The sequence below is a fragment of the Streptomyces sp. NBC_01003 genome, from assembly GCF_045162695.1.
Lineage (GTDB): Bacteria > Actinomycetota > Actinomycetes > Streptomycetales > Streptomycetaceae > Streptomyces.
Genome location: NZ_CP108707.1, coordinates 6,110,601 through 6,128,325 on the forward strand (window position 1 = coordinate 6,110,601; position 17,725 = coordinate 6,128,325).

The 17,725-nt window shown below is 71.6% G+C and carries 17 protein-coding genes and 1 pseudogene; 8 read left to right on the forward strand and 10 right to left on the reverse strand.

The features are described 5' to 3' along the window. The first annotated feature begins 259 nt into the window (after positions 1 to 259). From OG698_RS27930 to OG698_RS27945, 4 genes are all read left to right on the forward strand, one after another. Positions 260 to 1,363 (forward strand): sugar phosphate nucleotidyltransferase, encoded by a 1,104-nt coding sequence (locus OG698_RS27930; RefSeq protein ID WP_406106179.1) that lies wholly within the window; start codon positions 260 to 262, stop codon positions 1,361 to 1,363. 86 nt (positions 1,364 to 1,449) lie between these two features. Then, entirely contained in the window at positions 1,450 to 2,154 is a 705-nt protein-coding gene (locus OG698_RS27935) for a polyprenol monophosphomannose synthase (RefSeq protein WP_329581915.1), read from the forward strand. After that, positions 2,151 to 2,618: a GtrA family protein gene (locus OG698_RS27940; RefSeq protein WP_406106180.1), complete on the forward strand. Its 468-nt coding sequence runs from the start codon at positions 2,151 to 2,153 to the stop codon at positions 2,616 to 2,618. Before OG698_RS27935 ends, OG698_RS27940 begins: the two co-directional genes overlap by 4 nt. Beyond that, positions 2,602 to 4,116, forward strand: coding sequence for a hypothetical protein (locus tag OG698_RS27945; RefSeq protein ID WP_406106181.1), 1,515 nt, complete (start codon positions 2,602 to 2,604; stop codon positions 4,114 to 4,116). Before OG698_RS27940 ends, OG698_RS27945 begins: the two co-directional genes overlap by 17 nt. A gap of 60 nt (positions 4,117 to 4,176) precedes the next feature. Here OG698_RS27945 and OG698_RS27950 read toward each other — a convergent pair whose 3' ends face one another. The 4 genes from OG698_RS27950 to OG698_RS27965 form a co-directional block, all read right to left on the reverse strand. Then, positions 4,177 to 5,868: a glycosyltransferase family 2 protein gene (locus OG698_RS27950; protein ID WP_406106183.1), complete on the reverse strand. Its 1,692-nt coding sequence runs from the start codon at positions 5,866 to 5,868 to the stop codon at positions 4,177 to 4,179. Further along, positions 5,865 to 8,075 (reverse strand): CDP-glycerol glycerophosphotransferase family protein, encoded by a 2,211-nt coding sequence (locus tag OG698_RS27955; protein WP_406106185.1) that lies wholly within the window; start codon positions 8,073 to 8,075, stop codon positions 5,865 to 5,867. The genes OG698_RS27950 and OG698_RS27955 overlap by 4 nt, the downstream gene beginning before the upstream one ends. An 85-nt stretch (positions 8,076 to 8,160) precedes the next feature. Then, on the reverse strand, positions 8,161 to 8,997 hold the full coding sequence (locus tag OG698_RS27960) for an ABC transporter ATP-binding protein (protein WP_329573112.1): 837 nt from the start codon (positions 8,995 to 8,997) through the stop codon (positions 8,161 to 8,163). After that, positions 8,990 to 9,907, reverse strand: a complete 918-nt coding sequence (locus OG698_RS27965; protein ID WP_406106187.1) for an ABC transporter permease — start codon at positions 9,905 to 9,907, stop codon at positions 8,990 to 8,992. Before OG698_RS27965 ends, OG698_RS27960 begins: the two co-directional genes overlap by 8 nt. Before the next feature lie 123 nt (positions 9,908 to 10,030). On the opposite strand from OG698_RS27965, the gene OG698_RS27970 reads away from it, so the two are divergent. Further along, positions 10,031 to 10,690: a TetR/AcrR family transcriptional regulator gene (locus OG698_RS27970; protein ID WP_406106189.1), complete on the forward strand. Its 660-nt coding sequence runs from the start codon at positions 10,031 to 10,033 to the stop codon at positions 10,688 to 10,690. A gap of 6 nt (positions 10,691 to 10,696) precedes the next feature. On the opposite strand, the gene OG698_RS27975 is transcribed toward OG698_RS27970, so the two are convergent. Beyond that, complete coding sequence (locus OG698_RS27975) at positions 10,697 to 10,969, reverse strand: DUF397 domain-containing protein (protein WP_406106191.1); 273 nt, start codon at positions 10,967 to 10,969, stop codon at positions 10,697 to 10,699. After that, a pseudogene (locus OG698_RS27980) lies at positions 10,966 to 11,148 on the reverse strand (transcriptional regulator); the annotation flags it as partial. The pseudogene OG698_RS27980 and the gene OG698_RS27975, both read right to left, overlap by 4 nt. Positions 11,149 to 11,435: 287 nt before the next feature. Between OG698_RS27980 and OG698_RS27985 the strand changes: the two are divergent. Both OG698_RS27985 and OG698_RS27990 read left to right on the forward strand, forming a co-directional pair. Beyond that, a complete protein-coding gene (locus OG698_RS27985) occupies positions 11,436 to 11,645 on the forward strand; it encodes a hypothetical protein (RefSeq protein ID WP_406106192.1) in 210 nt (69 codons plus the stop codon). A gap of 199 nt (positions 11,646 to 11,844) precedes the next feature. Next, positions 11,845 to 12,408 carry a hypothetical protein gene (locus OG698_RS27990; protein ID WP_406106194.1) on the forward strand — a complete coding sequence of 188 codons (564 nt, stop codon included), beginning with the start codon at positions 11,845 to 11,847 and terminating at the stop codon, positions 12,406 to 12,408. Positions 12,409 to 12,589: 181 nt separating this feature from the next. Here OG698_RS27990 and galE read toward each other — a convergent pair whose 3' ends face one another. From galE to OG698_RS28010, 4 genes are all read right to left on the reverse strand, one after another. Next, positions 12,590 to 13,570 carry a UDP-glucose 4-epimerase GalE gene (gene galE, locus OG698_RS27995; protein WP_406106195.1) on the reverse strand — a complete coding sequence of 327 codons (981 nt, stop codon included), beginning with the start codon at positions 13,568 to 13,570 and terminating at the stop codon, positions 12,590 to 12,592. A 53-nt stretch (positions 13,571 to 13,623) separates the two neighbouring features. Next, positions 13,624 to 15,246: a glycosyltransferase family 2 protein gene (locus OG698_RS28000; RefSeq protein WP_406106197.1), complete on the reverse strand. Its 1,623-nt coding sequence runs from the start codon at positions 15,244 to 15,246 to the stop codon at positions 13,624 to 13,626. A 48-nt stretch (positions 15,247 to 15,294) separates the two neighbouring features. Then, the gene (locus OG698_RS28005) at positions 15,295 to 16,530 is read right to left on the reverse strand and encodes a glycosyltransferase 87 family protein (protein WP_406106199.1); all 1,236 of its coding nucleotides are present in this window, start codon (positions 16,528 to 16,530) and stop codon (positions 15,295 to 15,297) included. A gap of 103 nt (positions 16,531 to 16,633) precedes the next feature. Further along, positions 16,634 to 17,107: a MarR family winged helix-turn-helix transcriptional regulator gene (locus OG698_RS28010; protein ID WP_406106201.1), complete on the reverse strand. Its 474-nt coding sequence runs from the start codon at positions 17,105 to 17,107 to the stop codon at positions 16,634 to 16,636. Between the two features lie 138 nt (positions 17,108 to 17,245). Here OG698_RS28010 and OG698_RS28015 point away from each other — a divergent pair, with 138 nt between their 5' ends. Further along, positions 17,246 to 17,662 (forward strand): organic hydroperoxide resistance protein, encoded by a 417-nt coding sequence (locus OG698_RS28015; protein WP_356281091.1) that lies wholly within the window; start codon positions 17,246 to 17,248, stop codon positions 17,660 to 17,662. The last annotated feature ends 63 nt before the right edge of the window (positions 17,663 to 17,725 follow it).

Consider the following 17,725-nt stretch of genomic DNA (forward strand, 5'->3'; position numbering starts at 1 on the left):
GAAGCGGCGGGGGCGCCCCGCACCGGAACTCCGGTGCGGGGCGCCCCCGTTTCACTTTCCGGACTCTTTCCGTTTTCTTCCCCTTCTCCGGCCGGCCTCTTGACCGGTTCTGGCCTGATGGACCGCGCGCCCAATCGGTTGCTCCTGGGGGCGCGTCGGTCCCATGAGGTTCGTCATAAGCCATCAACTCGGGCATTACGTCTAAAGTGGACCCGATTGTCAGATCGGCGGCGCGCGGCGGAGAGGTCGGGAAGGGTCCATGACGGAAGCGATTCTGCTGGTCGGCGGGCTGGGCACCCGGCTGCGGCCGCTCACGGTCAACACCCCCAAGCCCATGGTGCGCGCGGCCGGAGTCCCCTTCCTGGCCCATCAGATCGCCCGGCTCGCCGGCGCGGGCGTGCGCCACATCGTCCTCGCCACCTGCTATCTCGCCGAGGTCTTCGAGCCGTACTTCGGCGACGGATCGGCGTTCGGGGTCCACCTCGAGTACTCCGTCGAGTACGAGGCGCTGGGGACCGGCGGCGCGATCCGGCACGCGGCACGCCGCCTGGTCTCCGCTCCCGAGGAACCCGTCCTCGTCTGCAACGGCGACATCCTCACCGGCCTCGACGCGCGCGCCCTCGTCAACCGGCACCGCGAGCGCGAAGCCGACGTCACCCTCCACCTCGCCCGGGTCGACGACCCCCGCGCCTTCGGGCTCGTACCGACCGACGCCGACGGCTGCGTGCTCGCCTTCACCGAGAAGCCGCAGACGCCCGAGGAGATCGTCACGGACCAGATCAACGCGGGCTCCTACGTGTTCCGCAGGTCCGTCATCGACCACATCCCCGCCGGGCGGGCCGTCTCCGTCGAGCGCGAGACGTTCCCTGGCCTGCTCGCCGCGGGTGCCTATCTGCACGGAATGGTCGAGGACTCCTACTGGCTCGACCTCGGCCGGCCCGAAGCCTTCGTGCAGGCCTCCGCCGACCTCGTGCGCGGGGTCATCCACTCACCCGCCGTGCCCGGTGTGCGCGGCGAGTCCCTCGTACTGCCCGGCGCCAAGGTCGCCGCCGACGCCTGGCTCGCCGAGGGCACCGTCGTCGGGGCGGGCGTCCGGGTAGGTTCGGGGGCCGTCGTCCACGGTTCCGTGCTGCATGACGGCGCGACCGTGGGCGCCGGTGCCTATGTCAGGAAGAGCCTGGTCGGCGCGGGTGCGCGGATCGGGCGGCGCTCCGTCCTGCACGGCAGCGTCATCGGTGACGGCGCCCACGTCGGCGCCCACAACGAACTGCGGAACGGAACCCGGGTGTGGTGCGAGGCCGTACTGCCCGACCGGGCCGTCCGCTTCTCCTCGCTCGCCGGAGAAGGGCTGACCGAACAGTGAACACGAACTCTCCCGACATCGGGGCCACACCGGCCGTCGCCAGGCCACTGCCCGACGACTGGGCCCGGACCCCCCTCACCGTCGTCATGCCGACGTACAACGAGGCGGGCAACCTGCCCGGCATGGCCGACGCCCTCATGGCGCTCCCCCTCCCGGGCCTGCGCCTCCTCGTCGTCGACGACTCCAGCCCCGACGGCACCGGCGACATCGCCGAGCGGTACGCCGAGCGGCACGGGCACGACCGGATGAGCGTCCTGCACCGCGCCGGCAAGGAGGGCCTCGGCCGGGCCTACGCGGCCGGCATGGCGCGGGCCGTCGCCGACGGCGCGCGCTACGTCCTCCAGATGGACGCCGACGGCAGCCACCCCACCGACAAGGTGCCCGCGCTCCTCGGCACCGCCCTCGCCACCGGCGCCGGAGTCACCATCGGCAGCCGCTACGTCCAGGGCGGCACGCTCTCCGAGGCGTGGGGCGTGCACCGCAGGCTCCTGTCCCGCTGGGCCAACACCTACGCGGGCACCATCCTCGGCACCCGCGTCCGCGACATCACCGGCGGCTTCAACCTGTGGCGCGAGGACGCGCTGCGCGCCATCGACCTGGCGTCCGTCGACAGCGCGGGCTACAGCTTCCAGGTCGAGATGAAGTACCGCGCGGTGCGCCGCGGCTTCGGCGTCATAGAGGTCCCCATCCACTTCGAGGACCGCACGGTCGGTGAGTCCAAGATGAACCTGATGGTGCAGCTCGAATCCGTCACCATGCCGTGGAAGCTGCGGGCGAGGGCGCGCCGATGACGGTCCAGACCGCGGCGCGCGAGGGGCCCGTTGCCGCTCCCGTCCGGGTCCGGGTGCGCCGCCTGTCCATGGAGGTCGCCAAGTTCGGCGTCGTCGGCGGCAGCGGCGTCGGCGTCAACTTCCTCGTCTTCAACCTCCTGCTGCACGGCATCGGCCGGGCCCCGATGACCGCGACGGTCCTGGCCAGCTGTGTCGCCATGGGCACCAACTACCTGGGCTTCCGCTTCTTCGCCTACCGGGACCGCGCCTCGCGCACCCGCCGCCAGATCACGCTATTCTTCGGCTTCAGCGCGCTGGGCGTCCTCATGGAGAGCGTCCTGTTCTACGCCGGATATCACGGCGCCTCGATGACGGGACCGCTCGCGTCGAACATCGCCAAGGCACTGTCCATCGTCCTCGCCTCGGCGTTCCGCTTCCTCGTCTACCGGACATGGGTCTTCCAGCACGATGCGCGCCGCGAGTAACGCGGCCCTCAGGGCCGCGGCCCCGCTGGTCCTCCTGCTGGTGGTCGCTCTGCTCGTGGCCGTCGCGATCCGGCTGCCCTGGGCGGGCGACCTCGGCATCCACGCGGCCACCGTCGAACGCCTGCGCCACGATCTCCTCGACCCGGGCAACCCGCTGGTCGACGAAAAGACGCCGAGCCCGTACTACTCACCGTGGACGGTGTTCCTCGGCGTCGTCGCCGACGTCACCGGCCTCGGCACCTTCACCGTCCTGCGCATCGCCGCGCTGATCTCGCTGACGCTGCTCGTGACCGGCGTGTGGCGGTTCACCGGCACGTTCACCGAAGCGTCCGCGAGCCGCACGCGGCGCACGGCGATCACCGCGCTCGTCCTCCTGTGCCTGCTTCTCCTGTGGGGCACGAGCCTGTTCAACTGGAGCGGCTTCCTCGGCCTCAATTCCCTTTCCCTGACCCTCTCCTACCCCAGCACCTTCGCGCTCGGGCTGTCCTTCCATCTCTGGGCGCTGCTGCGCGGGGCGCTCGCGCGCGGCTCGGGCATGCCCGGGTTCCTCGGCCTCGGACTGCTGTGGTCCGTGATCCTGCTGAGCCATCAGTTCTCGGGCGTCGTCGCGTCGTTCGGCGCCCTCGCGATGGTGGCCGGGGCGCGGCCCTGGCCGGCACGCGCGGTGTGGGCGCGGCTCGTGGCCGGGCTCGCCCTCGGCGCGGTCGTGCTCGCCGCATGGCCGTACTACTCGTTCTTCGGCCTCTTCCACGCGCAGAGCCTGGAGGAGATCCACCAGGCCCTGTACCGGAACCTGCCCGGCCGGTACTGGCTCCTGCTTGCCGGCGTGTTCGCGCTCGCTCTGCGGTGGCGCAGGGACCGGCGCGATCCGCTCGTGGTCTTCTTCGCGCTCGGGGTGCTGATGTTCGCGGCGGGCCGGGTGAGCGGGCACTACTCGTGGGGCCGGGCCCTGCCGGCCGCCGTGATCCCGGCGCAGGTCGCGGCGGGCCTGGAGGTGTTCGGGGCAGAGCGCAGGGCGGTACGCACGGCGTTCGCGGCGGTGCTCGGTGCGGCGCTCCTCGCGGGCGCGTGGACCCAGTCGGGCGTACTCGGCTACGTCGTCCCGCGAGACGTCCTGCCCAAGCCGCTCGCCGACCGCTACAAGCCACCGTGGCGCGGCTACCACTGGGTGACTCCCTGGGTGAAGTACGGGGACGTGGTCCTCGCCACGGACTTCCCCGCGCGCCAGATCCCCGCGTACGGGCCCTACACCGTGGCCCCCGGCTACCCGGACTTCTTCCTGCCCGACGAGGCGGCCCGCACCAGCGCCGTCGGGACCTACTTCGCCCCCGGCACCGAGCGGGCCGCGCGCCTCGACGTCCTGCGCCGCTACGAGGTGCGGTGGATCGTGAGCCACCGCGACGACGCGGGCCTCGCCGCCACCGACCCCGCACTGCACAAGGTCACGACGGGCCCGGGCGGCCAGACCCTGTACGAGGTCGTCGGCGACCCGGGCTAGGGGGTGTCTTCAGATTCCCGCCTGCCCCGCGGGCGGACGACGGGAATCTGAAGACAGGCCCTAGCGCAGCGCGCTCCTCACCAGGCGTACGGCGTTCCGTACGCGCCCGTCCGAAGCAGTGGCCAGCCTGCGCGCCACCGGGTGCGTCACCAGGGCCGTGAGCCCCGCCGGCTCCCAGCGGATCTGGAGACGCCCGCCGCCCCTGCCCTCCGGCTCCAGCGTCACCCGGTGCGGGGCCGCCCCCGAGTGGTACCCGACACGCGCGGTGAGCGCGGGGAAGACCAGCGGCGCGAGCAGCACCGCGGTGTTGCGCAGGCCGTGGTCCTGGAGCTGGAGCAACGGATGCCGCACGCCGTCGAAGCCGTGCACCGGGAGCGGGGCCGCCGCCAGGTCGAGCCGCACCCGGCCCTCGAAGACGCCGGGCCGCACCGGGTCGAGCCGCAGCCGCGTCGTCATACGGCGCCGCCCCGGCGCCACGACCAGCGAGGCGACGTGCGGGCCGACGGCGAGGCGCAGACCGGGATCGTACGTGCGCACCGACAGGTCGACGCCGGCGCCGGGGCCGCGCTCGATCCGCGTGATCTCGTGCCGGAACTGGGCGCCGGGGAACGGACGCGAGTACAACTCCTGGTCGGACAGGTCGAGTTCAGCACGCGCCTCGTCCGACGACGGGACCACTGCCCCCCAGTAGACGGCACCGGACGCGTCCGTGGCCGTCTCGCGCGGGGCCACCACATGGCTGAGCCCGCGCGCCGCGAGCCGGGCGTCGGAGAGGCGGCCGTCGCGCACCAGTTGCAGGACGACCCGCTCGGGGCGCGGCAGCCGGGCGTACGCGCCCGGGGACAGCGTCGCCAGATACGGGTTCACGATCTCGGCGAACCCGGCCAGCCACGCGTCGTCCCGGTAGGGGAGATCGCCCGCGTACATCCGGAAGTCGTGCTTGAGGAACTTGTAGTCCTTGTCCTCGCGCACCCCCGTGTGACCGCCCGCCGCGAGGAAATCGTCGATCAGTTCCTGCACGTGGACGCGGTCGCGGACGTTGGTCAGCTTGTGCCGCTGGTTGGAGATCGACGCGGAGTCCGCCTCGGCGAACGGGGCGATGTACCAGCGGTAGACCGGCTCGGGGATGACGGTGAAGGACTTCGCGAGGCAGTACGCCTGCGCCGAGAACAGCTGGTCCTCGTAGTGGATGCCCTCGGGGAAGCGCAGCTGGTTGCGGTCGAGGAACTCCCGCTTGTACATCTTGCTCGTCGACAAGTGCTCGAAGAACAGGCCGGGTTCGGCGTCGATCCCGTCGACCGTGCGGCGCTCCGCGACCAGGTGCGGCATCCACGTCGACGTGCGGCCCGTGTCGACGCGGATCCGTTCGACCGCGCCCATCGCGAAGTCGATCTCCCGCTCCCGGTGCGCCGCGAGCAGCAGCTCCACCGATTCCGGGGGGAGTTCGTCGTCGCTGTCGAGGAACATCAGATACGGGGCGCGGGCGATGTCGAGCGCGCGGTTGCGGGGCGCGCTGCACCCGCCGCTGTTCTCCGGCAGACGCAGGTAGCGCACCCGCGGGTCCGCCGCGGCGAGGCGGCGCGCCACCTCGGGGGTGGCGTCCGTCGAGTGGTCGTCGCTGATGACGACCTCGATGTTGCCGTGCGTCTGGGCCAGGACCGAGGCGACGGCGCGCGGCAGCCGCCCGGCGTCGTTGTAGACGATGACGGTGACCGTGACGTCGGGCGTGATCGTCCTCGTGGGCGTGGTCATCGGCGGGCTGCCTCCTCGGGGGTGGGCGCGGGGATGCGCTCGTCGACGGGGATCACCGGGGGCAGTGCCGCCTCGCTCTCGCCGAGGAAGACCCGGCGTACGACCCGCTCGGCGGCGTGACCGTCGTCGAACTCGCAGAACCGGCGCCGGAACGCGGCCCGCGCCTTCCCCGACGCCTCGTCGCGCCACGCGCCCGAGGCGAGGATGTCCGTCAGCTCGTCCTGCGTACGGGCGACGGGCCCGGGCGCCTCGGCGATCAGGTCGAAGTAGATCCCGCGGGTCTTCGCGTACATCTCCCAGTCGTCCGCGTAGATCAGGATCGGGCGGTCCAGATTGGCGTAGTCGAACATGATCGACGAGTAGTCCGTGACAAGGGCGTCCGCGGCGAGGCAGAGGTCCTCGACCGGGTCGTACGTGGACACGTCGATGACCCGCCCGCTGCGGCGCAGGTCCGCGAGCGGCGAGCCCGCCCCGTCGTAGAAGTAGTGGCCGCGCACGAGGAGGACGGTGTCGTCGCCGAGTCGGTCGGCGAGCGCGGCGAGGTCCAGGCGCGGGGTCCAGGAGCCCTCGTAGTCGCGGTGCGTCGGTGCGTACAGGACGGCCCGCCGGCCCGGCGCGATGCCGAGGCGGTCACGGACGGCGCGGATGTCGGCGGCCGTCGCGCTGTAGAAGACGTCGTTGCGCGGATAGCCGTACTCCAGCGGGACGTAGTGCGTGGGGTAGGCGCGCTCCCAGATCCGCGTGGAGTGGCTGTTCGACGTGACGCTGTAGTCCCACTTGTCGACGCGGGCCAGGAGCTGGCGGAAGTTGAGGCCCTTGGACGCGGTCGGGTACTCGATCTGGTCGAGGCCCATGCGCTTGAGGGGCGTGCCGTGGTGGGTCATGACGTGGACGGCTTCGGGGCGCTTGACCACGGCGTTCGCGAAGTTGACGTTGTTGACGAGGTACTTGGCGCGGGCCAGGACCTCCCAGTAGCGGCGGGAGCCGGGCACGACGTGGTCGGTGCCGGGGGGCAGGAGCGGCGCGTCGGCCGCGCGGACCACCCACACCTGGTGGACGCGCGGCGCGAGTTCGGCGAGCTTCGCGGCGATCGCGCCCGGATTGCAGGCGACCCCGCGGTCCCAGTACGCGGAGAACACGGCCAGCTCCGGGTCCACGGGCCGGCGCAGCTCACGCCGGTAGCGGTGGTCGCGGACCTTCGCGCCGATCCGCCGCTTGCGCTCCCGGGCCGCGGACTTCAGGGCGCGCCGCTTGTGGTTGACGCTCTGGAAGGCGCGGTACCGGGAGTACGCGTCCTCTTCGAGCAGACGGCGCCGGATGCCTTCGAGCCCCGCGGGCCTGCGGTAGCCATCCGGCCGCCACGCGACGGCCGCGCGCGAGGCCCGGCGGAAGAACTCGCGGCCCACCGGCTCCGGCATCCCGGCGCGGGCCACGATCCGCATGCACTCGGTCGCCATCACGTCGTAGAGGACCGCGCGGGGACCGGTCGGCGTGCCGAGGCCGGCCATCAGGCGCTGGAGGTCCTCGTACAGGCCGACGGTCGCGTAGTACTTCTCCGGGGTGAGCGGCGGCAGGCTCGTGGGGCGCAGCCTGCGCTCGTCGAGGACCACGTGCGGGAGCGCGGTGACGCGGTCGGCGAGGACGAGGGCGGCGCGGGCCGCGAACCGCTCGTCGGTGGCGGCCAGTCGGCCGCGGTGGTCCCGCCAGAACGCGGCGCGCAGGGCACGGTTCCCGAGCAGCGGGGTGACCCGCAGCAGGTCGGGGCAGTCCGCGAGAGGCAGATCGCGGCCGCCCGCCCTGGCGAGCAGACGGGCGTCGGGGCCCGGGACGCCGGAGGTGCGCCAGTTCGAGTGCACATGGTCGGTGAGTACGACGTCCACGCGGTCGGCGCCGTCCGGGAGACCCGCGACCCGGTCCCGCAGCGCCCGCAGCGCGCCCGGGGGCACGCGGTCCTTGGCGTGCACGAACAGCAGCCACTCGCCCGAGGCCCGCTCGCCGCCGGCCGCGCGGGCCTCCTCGTCGGAAGTGCCGCCGGGCAGGGCCAGAACGGTGACGCTGCCCGGCACGTCGGTGGTCGGCGCCGGATCGTCCACGGCGGCGACGACGAGCTCCGCCCCCTCGGGCAACTGGCCCGTCACGCTGTCCAGGCAGTCGGCGAGATGCCCCTGCACGTCCCGGCCGTACACGATGACGCTGAGTTCCTGCACGGTCTCCGTCCCTTCTCCTCCTGGCGCACCATAGTGTCACCAATCGGATAAAAGGGATAAAGGGAGTGGGCCGCCCGCATCGGCCTCAGGCGGAAACGGCGACCTTGGCCTTCTTCGGTTCCGCCTTGCCGTCGTTCGGATTGGTGAACGCCTCGTACGCCTTGAGGACCTCGTCCGTCGGACCGTCCATGCGCAGCTCGCCGCGCTCCAGCCACAGGACCCGGTCGCAGGTGTCGCGGATCGACTTGTTGTTGTGACTGACGAGGAAGACCGTGCCGGCCTCCTTGCGCAGCTCGCGGATGCGGGACTCCGAGCGCTTCTGGAAGGACCGGTCGCCGGTGGCCAGGGCCTCGTCGATCAGCAGCACGTCGTGGTCCTTGGCGGCGGCGATGGAGAACCGGAGCCGGGCGGCCATGCCGGAGGAGTAGGTCCGCATGGGCAGCGTGATGAAGTCGCCCTTCTCGTTGATGCCGGAGAAGCCGACGATGTCGTCGTAGCGCTCGCGCACCTCCTCGCGGCTCATGCCCATGGCGAGGCCGCCGAGATGGACGTTGCGCTCGCCCGTGAGGTCGTTCATCAGCGCCGCGTTCACGCCGAGCAGGGACGGCTGGCCATGTGTGAAGATCCGGCCGTTCTCCGTCGGCAGCAGCCCCGCCACCGCCTTGAGCAGCGTCGACTTGCCCGACCCGTTCGTGCCGATCAGGCCGATCGCCTCGCCCTTGTAGGCGGTGAACGACACCTTCTTCACCGCGTGCACCTTGCGCACGCCGGCCCGCGCCTCGGCCTTCTTCCGCCCGCCGATGATGCGGCCGAGCGCGGCGGTCGCGGTGCCGCGGCCCGCTCCCGTGCCGTTCACGCGGTACACGATGTCGACGTTGTCGACGATGACGGTGGGGATCCGCTCCCCGGAGGTGTCAGCCACGGCCGTACGTCTCCTCTGCCTTCCAGAAGTAGATGAACCCGCCGACGCCCGCGACCAGCGCCCACCCGGCCGCGATCGCCCACACGTGGTGCGGCAGATGACCGCGGTGGAAACTGTCGATCAGGGCGAAGCGCATCAGGTCGATGTAGACGGCGGCCGGGTTCGCGGACAGCAGTACGTGCACGACGTGCGGCAGGTGCTGGTTCTTGAGCACCTTGTCGATGCTCCACATCACGCCGGACGTGTACATCCATGTACGCAGCAGGAACGGCATCAGCTGCGCGATGTCCGGCGTGCGCGCGCCCATCCTCGCCATGACGAGGGCCACGCCGGTGTTGAAGACGAACTGCAGCAGCAGAACCGGCAGGACCAGGAACCAGGAGAGGGCCGGCGGAACGCCGAAGCAGAGCAGGATCACCACCAGCGCGCACATCGAGAACAGCAGCTGCTGGAGCTGCTGGAGCGCGAACGACACCGGCAGCGCCGCGCGCGGGAAGTGCAGCGCCCGTACGAGACCGAGGTTGCCGGAGATCGCGCGGGTGCCCGCCATGATCGAGCTCTGTGTGAACGTCCACACGAACACGCCGGTGACCAGGAACGGCACGTAGTCCGGCACGTTGTGCTTCGTGCCCATCAGTACGCCGAAGATGAAGTAGTAGACCGCCGCGTTCAGGAGCGGGGTCGCCACCTGCCACACCTGGCCGAGCTTCGCCTGGCTGTACTGCGCCGTGAGCTTGGCCGTCGCGAACGCGGTGATGAAGTGGCGCCGCTGCCAGAGCTGGCCCACGTACTCCGCGAGGGTCGGGCGCGCGCCGCTGACCGAGAGGCCGTACCGCGCGGCCAGCTGCGCGGGATCTTCCACCGGGGCGGTGGCCGCCGGCGGGGGAGGTGTGTCGACTGCCTGACTCACATCCGCTGCTTTCGCTCAAAGGGTCGGAGACGTCGGAACGGGCCCGTATCGTCGTGACGCGAGCGTAGGGCGTCGCGACGTCGGAACGCAACCGTTTCGTCGTAACGCCGTAAGCTGTTCACCATGACGACCAACGCCGACTCCTCCCCCGAGCTCTCGGCTTCGCTCGAGCAGGGGGGACCCCCATCGCCAGCGCGTCGCCGGGCCCCCGCAGGGGCAGCAGTCCTCCGTGAGGATGTGACCGACGCCATCAGGGCAGCCGTCTTCGAAGAGCTCGCCGCCGTGGGCTACGCCCGTATGTCCATCGAGGGGATCGCGCGCCGCGCGGGCGTCGGCAAGACAGCCGTCTACCGCCGCTGGCGCTCCAAGCTGCACCTGGTCCTGGACCTGGTCTCCGCCATAGCGGTACAGGGCCTGCCGGCCCCGGACACGGGCTCCCTGGAGGGAGACCTGCGCCTCCTGTACGAGGTGACGTCCCGGGCCCTGAGGCATCCGGTCGCCGGCCAGATCATCCCCGACCTCCAGGCCGAGGCCGCCCGCAACCCGGAAATCGCCGAGGCCATGCAGAAGGCACTGCGCGAGGGGCAGCACGGGGTGGCGAACGGCATCGTCCGCAGCGCCGCCGCACGCGGGGAGGTCAGGGCGGACCTTGACGAGGACCTCGCCCTCGACCTGATCTCGGGCCCGCTGTACTGGCGCGCGGTGGTGGTACGGACGCCGTTGCCCAAGGGGTACCTGGGGAAGCTGGCTTCGGCTACGGCGGCGGGGTTGAGGGTGCTGTAGCTGTAGCTAGCGCTGGGCTGCGTAGGTGATGAAGGCGGTCCAAGTGGTGGGGGTGGCGGTGAGGCGGGGGCCGTCGGGGTTCTTGGAGTCGCGGATGTGGATGGTGGTGGGGGTGGGGGCTACTTCGATGCAGTCGGCCTCGCTGCTGTTGCTGCTGTAGCTGCTCTTGCGCCAGTCGAGGGCGACCTCGACGCAGTCACCGTCGTTGCCACTGCTGCTGTAGCTGCTCTTGAACCAAGACAGCCCGGAAGCATCTTGCGCGGAAGCCTTGCGGATCATGTTTCTCCCAGCAGTTGCTCGATGAAGGCCAACGTCTCCCGAGGGGTGAGAGCCTCGGCCCGGATGATGCCATACCGCATTTCAAGGATGCGGAGTTGCTTCATGTCGGTCACGGGGCGGCCGCTGAACGCTCCCTCGGAGCGCCCCGTCGCTGTGCCGTCGTTGAACTTCGGCAGCTCCGGGGGATTGGCAGATCTGGGCCACCATTCGCCGAAAAGCCCGCACATTCCCAATTCCGCCGGCATCAGCCGCGGCGGCGCCCTGGCCACAGCAGATGCCCGGTTTGGATCACCTGTCCGGGTCACGTCCGGACGTCCCCCGAGCGAGAGACGCCCGGTGGGGGTAGGTCGTTTCGCGCAAGGCGACCTTGGGATCCATGAGGAGATCAGCTATGTACGCAGTGATTCGGCGTTACGAAGGCGTGACTGACTCTGCCGAGGCAGGACGCCGAGTGGACGAGGGATTCGTGCCTCTCCTCCGCCGAGCCCCCGGTTTCGTGGCCTACTACTGGGTGGACGCCGGGAACGGAGTGATGGTCTCCACCAGCATCTTTGAAGACCAGTCCGGGGCCGAAGGGTCGATCGACCTGGCGGCGGACTTCGTACGGGACAACCTCTCGTCGCTGCTCCCCAACCGTCCTCAGGTCACGGCCGGCCCGGTTGTGGCTGCTGGGTAGCGACCTGCGAAGTCACGGAACTCCGGCCAGAGCCTTGGAATGCCCGGCTCGACCGGGCCCCGGCGGCCGTCGGCTCGTCGGCGTCGGCGGGGCGGTGACGAGCGCGGCACCGGGCATGACGCCTGGGCCGGACCGGGAACCTCTCCCCCCGGATCCTGCGTGCCCCTTCATGTGCTGTCGGGCGAACGGAGGGGACCGGATGAGAGCCCGGACGATGGTGAGCATGGCGGTGACGGCCTGCGTTGCGCTGATGGCGTGCGTCGCGTGCGGTCCGGAGAATTCCAAGGAGGACGCGGACGCCAAGCCTTCGCAGTCGTCCGCGTCCACGCGGGCAGGAGAGCCGTCGGTCACGCCGTCCGCCTCCGCTCGGACCGAGGAGCCGTCGGCCACCCCGACAGGCGACCAGCCAGCGCCCAGGACGAAGGCGGGCGCGATCAAGCGGTACGAGCAGTACCTCCACGCCCTGGGTCATGAGGACATCGACACGGTCTGCGAAGTGGCCGGGCCCGCCGCGAAGAAGGCACAGGACCAGGGGCTCGGCCCGTGCAAGTCGACGTACGCCACCGTGTTCCAGATGATCTCGCCCGCGCAGAAGAAGGCGCTGCGGACGGCGACGGTCGACCCGCAGCGCGTCGTGGTGCGTAAGCCGGACAAGATGGAGATGCCGGTCGCAGCGGTCAGGTCGTCAGCCACCTTCTCCGAGAGCGACCTCGGCAACTACACCCTGGAGTACCTCAAGACCGACTGGTACATCACCGACTGAACCGATCGCTCTTCGTATCGCCGGGTGGCCGCGCTCGACGGGACGACGGAGGTGTCGAGCCCCGTCGGGGGGGCGACCGTGATCGGGAGCCGGCACCCGGCTTCTACGGCTGGTTCAGCCCGTGACCACGCTGAGCGCCGGGTAGGTCTTCGGCTTCATTGGGGCCCGCGCCGAACGGGACTCACCTCACTGCGGTCCCGTGCACCCGGACCCAGCCCTGCCACGCCGACTCGACCATGTCGCGTACGTCGCGCTTCGCCGTCCAGCCGAGCTCCGTCGCGATGCGGTCCGCGGAGGCGACGACGCGGGCCGGGTCGCCGGGGCGGCGCGGGGTGACGACGGGGTCGGTGCCGTGGCCCGTCGTCGCGTTGATCAGCTCGACCATCTCCAGGACCGAGACGCCTTCGCCGCGGCCGATGTTGAGGGTGAGGTCCGTGCCGGGGGCCTCGCCGGAGAGGCGGCGGGCGGCGGCCACGTGGGCCTCGGCGAGGTCGACGACGTGGATGTAGTCGCGTACGCAGGTCCCGTCCGGTGTCGGGTAGTCCGCGCCGAAGATCCGCGGGGCCTCGCCGTCGGTGAGCCTCTCGAAGACCATCGGTACGAGGTTGAAGACGCCGGTGTCGGCCAGTTCGGGGATGGCCGCACCCGCCACGTTGAAGTAGCGCAGGGAGGCCGTGGCGAGGCCGTGCGCCCGGCCCGTCGCGCGGACCAGCCACTCGCCGGCGAGCTTCGTCTCGCCGTACGGGCTCATCGGCAGGCACGGGGTGTCCTCGGTGACGAGGTCGACGTCGGGCATGCCGTACACCGCGGCGGACGAGGAGAAGACGAAGGACGGGACGCCGCCCGCCGTGACCGCCTCCAGGAGGACGCGCAGGCCCTCGACGTTCTCGCGGTAGTAGTGCAGCGGCAGCTCCACCGACTCGCCGACCTGCTTCTTCGCGGCGAGGTGGACGACGCCGGTGATGCCGTGCCCGGCGATGGTGCGCGCCACGGCGTCCGCGTCCAGGGTCGAGGCGACTACGAGGGGTACGCCGTCCGGGACGCGCTCGGCGACGCCGGTGGACAGATCGTCGTAGACCACGGTCCGCTCGCCCGCCTCCTGCATGGCGCGGACGACGTGCGCCCCGATGTATCCGGCACCGCCGGTGATCAGCCAGGTCATGTCGGTACAGGGTCCCCTCGGTCGAGTCGGAACGTTCGCGTGCGGTCGGCGCTCTAGTGAACCAGTCGGTTGAGGCGGCCGCGCGCTACCGCCAGGGCTCCGCGTACGCCCGGTGCGAGGCGTACGGCGAGGGCGCCGGAGTGGGTCGCGTACGGATGGGCGAGCAGCACGCCGTGGCGCAGGCTCGGCAGGGCGGTGCGGCGCAGGAGGCCGGGGCCGGTGACGGCGTGGGCGCTCGCGTCGCGGCTCGTGCCGTCCGCGAAGTTCACGTGGAGACGCAGGTCCCAGGTGCCGGCGGCGAGCGCGGACAGGTCGAGGGACGTCTCGGCCTCCCAGGTACCGGCGTCGCGCCCGGGTACGAGGGTCACGGTGCGGCGCCTGGCGGGGCGGTGGCGCCGGCGGTCGATGACCTCGATGCCGACGGTGGCGGGGCCCGCCTCGGCGACGCGCCCGTACAGGTCGTGCAGGCGCAGCCGCAGCCGTGAGCCACGCGCGCGTGGCCGCAGTTCCGCCTCTATGGCGATGGGGAGGAGGCCCATGGGGCGTACGAGGAGGTGCTCCAGGGTCACCTGGGGGAGGTCGTCGGACCAGATCGGCGTGCCGTCCGCGGCGCGTGCGTAGGGCGGGCGCAGCCGGGCGGGGCGGGCCGCGACCTCCTTGAGGCGGGGCAGGTCGCGCGGGTGGTCGGAGGCGAGGATGACGCGGGCGACGACGCGGCCGGGGGCAGGCGCCGCGTCGATGTCGGCCGTGTCGAACGTGGCGAGGTAGGCGCGGGTGCGGTCCCACCACTCGGCGCGGTACTCGGGGCTGCGCAGGTCGAGCTCGCGGGCGTACATGCGCAGGCTGTGGTCGAGGAAACGGGTGCGGGCCGCGCGTGCCAGGCGCTTGTGCGAGGCGGTCAGGAGGATGTCGACGGACTGGCGGTGCGCCTCGATGCGGCCGGTCCAGTTGTCGAGTCCGGCCCGGTCGAGGGAGAGCGACAGGCGGTCGGCGTCGCGGCGCACGTTCCAGATGTAGACCGTGTCGGGGACGAGCGCGATGCGCGGTCCGGCGGCGAGCACGCGCGCGGTGAACACGAAGTCCTCGTAGACGAAGCGGCCGTCGGGGAAGCGGATCCCGTGCTCGCGCAGGAAGCCCGTGCGGTAGAGCTTGCTGACGCAGAGGGTGTCGTGGACGAGGCGGGGGCGGCGCTCCGGGTGGGGGACCACGGCCGGCTTGGCGTACAGGTCCGGCTGCCACGGGATGTCGCGGCCCGAGGGGAGTTCGCGGCGCACGCACAGGCCGGCGGCGACCTCGGTGCCGTGGGCGAGCGCCGCGCCGAGCAGGGCGTCGACGGCGCCGGGCGGCAGCACGTCGTCGCTGTCCAGGAACATGACGTACGGGGCCGAGGCAGTGTCGATGCCGTCGTTGCGCGGGGTGCCGCAGCCGCCGCTGTTCGCGGCGCGGCGCACCACCTTCAGACGTGGCTCGTCCTCCGCCATGTGCCGGAGCAGCTCGCCGCTGCCGTCCGTCGAACAGTCGTCGACGGCGATCACCTCGCGGACCGCGGGGCCCTGGGAGAGGGCGGAGCGTACGGCGTCGGGGACCCGTGCGGCGTCGTTGTAGCCGATGACGACGACGGAAACCTGTGACTGCGGGGGCGACGGCTGCTGGGGCTGGGGCTGCACTGCTTCCACAGAAGGAAATCCTAGGCGTTTGCGGTAATTGTCCGGTAAGTAAAGTTCCTATGCCTCTGATCCCTTCCAGAGGGAACGGAACGAGACGACGGCAGCTCCGAGGAGCAGGCCGTTGCGCGCCAGCATCAGCAGCGAGCCCGTCCAGCTGGCGGCCTCGACGTCGCGGTACAGCACCGGGTACGCGAGCGCGCTCAGGCCGGCCGCTGCCACGACGAGTGCGGCGACGAGGCGCTGGGTGGTGTGGCGCGAGGTGAGGCAGACCGCGGCGAGCCCGAGCAGCCAGATCAGGTACTGCGGGCTGATCACGCGGCTGGTGACGGTGAAGAGCAGGACGGCGCAGAGGGCCGCGTCGAACGGCGTCGCGGGGCTCCAGCTCACCGCCCGCAGCCGCCAGAACATCAGCAGCACCGCCGCGACGGCGGTGAGTACCAGGGAGGCCGAGGCCACCGCGCCCACGTGTGGGCCGACGTACTCCATCGCCCCGAACTGGTAGCGGATGTGTCCGGACCAGCCCGCCCGCCGCGCGAACGACAGGACCGTGCCGCCCAGCGACTCGATCTGCACACCCCGCTCGCCCTGGTGGCGCAGGAACGAGAACGGCGAGCGGAACGCGACCGTGAGGGCCAGCAGGATCGCGACGCCGGAGGTGAGCGCCGCCGTCCACGCCTCCCGGCTGGTACGTCCCCGGGGCGTGCCGAGCAGAGTGAGCGCCGGCCACACCTTCACCAGCGCGCCGCACGCCGCGAGCACGCCGCCCGTGCGCGGGAACCGCCCCATGAACAGCAGCGCGAACACGGCGAGCGCGGTGACCTCGATGTCGTAGCGGGCCAGCGGGATGTGGAGCAGGAGCGGCAGCCCGGCCACCCACAGCCAGGCGCCGCCCGTACTGCGTCTCGGCCGCGCGCCGGTCCGGGCGAGGGTGAGCGTGACCAGGGCGTCCGTGGCGAGCGTGAGTGCGACGAAGGCCTGGAAGTACGTGAGGCCGGGGATCAGGCCGGGTGCCAGGAGGACGGGGCCCGCGCCGGGCGGGTACTGCCACATCGAGTCACCGGCGGGGAAGGAGCCGGCGGCGAGGGGGGCGTACCAGCGGGCGTACAGGGTGTGCACCTCGTGCGCGACGCCTCCGACGCCGAGCGGGGCGCGCTCGTCCGTGACGAGCAGGGCGAGCATCGCGGCGCGGGTGGCCAGCCAGGTCAGGGGGAGGGCCGCCCGTGCGAGGGGTCCTGGGCGGACCCAGGTCGCGTGGACGGGCGCTGCGGTGGTGGGCGGCTGAGTCTGCGTCACCTGCGCGAGCGTACGAGCGAATGCCCGCATATCCGGTGATAATCACCATAATGCGGCTTTCGTGTCGGGCCGGAGCGGTGCCGCATCCGGCGCCGGTGGCCCGCTATGCGTCCAGTACCGCCCCGTCCAGCGCCGTCGTCAGGCGGTCCAGGCGGGCGCGCATGTCCTCGATCTCCGCCAGGTCGAACCCCGTCGCGGCCGCGATCCGGCGCGGCACCAGCGCCGCGCGCTCCCGCAGCTCGGTGCCCGCGCCGGTCGGCCGGACGTTCACCGAGCGCTCGTCGCGCGCGCTGCGCTCCCGCTGGACGAGGCCGGCCGCCTCCAGTCGCTTGAGCAGCGGCGACAGCGTGCCCGAGTCGAGCCGCAGCCGCTCCCCGAGCCGCTTCACGGGCAGCTCGCCGTCCTCCCAGAGCACGAGCATGACCAGGTACTGGGGGTAGGTCAGGCCCAGATCCTTGAGGAGCGTGCGGTAGACGCCGCCGAACGCGCGCGACGCGGCGTTCAGGGAGAAGCAGATCTGGCGGTCGAGCCGCAGGAATTCCTCGTCGCCGGGCGTCTCGGTCGTCTCGGTGGTCATGGGTCCAGGGTAACCGGGATACCTCGGTGCACAACTTGGTTGTGCACAACTGAATTGCGTGCTCTACTTGTATCCGTCAGCGCAGCACGTACTCCACCGCGGACGTCACCGCGGCCCCACCGCAGGAGGATGTTTTTCATGGAAGCGATCTACACCGCCGTAGCCACCGCCACCCACGGCCGTGACGGCCGTGCCGTCAGCTCCGACGGCCGCCTCGACCTTCAGCTGGCCATCCCCACGGAGATGGGCGGCGCCGGCGGTCAGGGCACCAACCCCGAGCAGCTCTTCGCCGCCGGGTACTCCGCCTGTTTCGCCAGCGCGCTCGGCCTGGTCGGCCGCGCCGCGAAGGTCGACGTCAGCGACGCCGCGGTGACCGCCGAGGTCGGCATCGGCAAGCAGGGCGAGGGCTTCGGGCTCGCGGTGACGCTGCGCGTGGAGCTGCCGGAGACGGTCGACGCCGAGACCGGCCGCAAGCTCGTCGAGCAGGCCCACCAGGTCTGCCCGTACTCGAACGCGACCCGCGGCAACATCGACGTCGACCTCGTCGTCGAGTAGGTCGCGCAGGTCGAGTAGCCGGCGGGAGCGCAGGGCCGGTCGGCAGGAGCGTGCGGCGGTGAC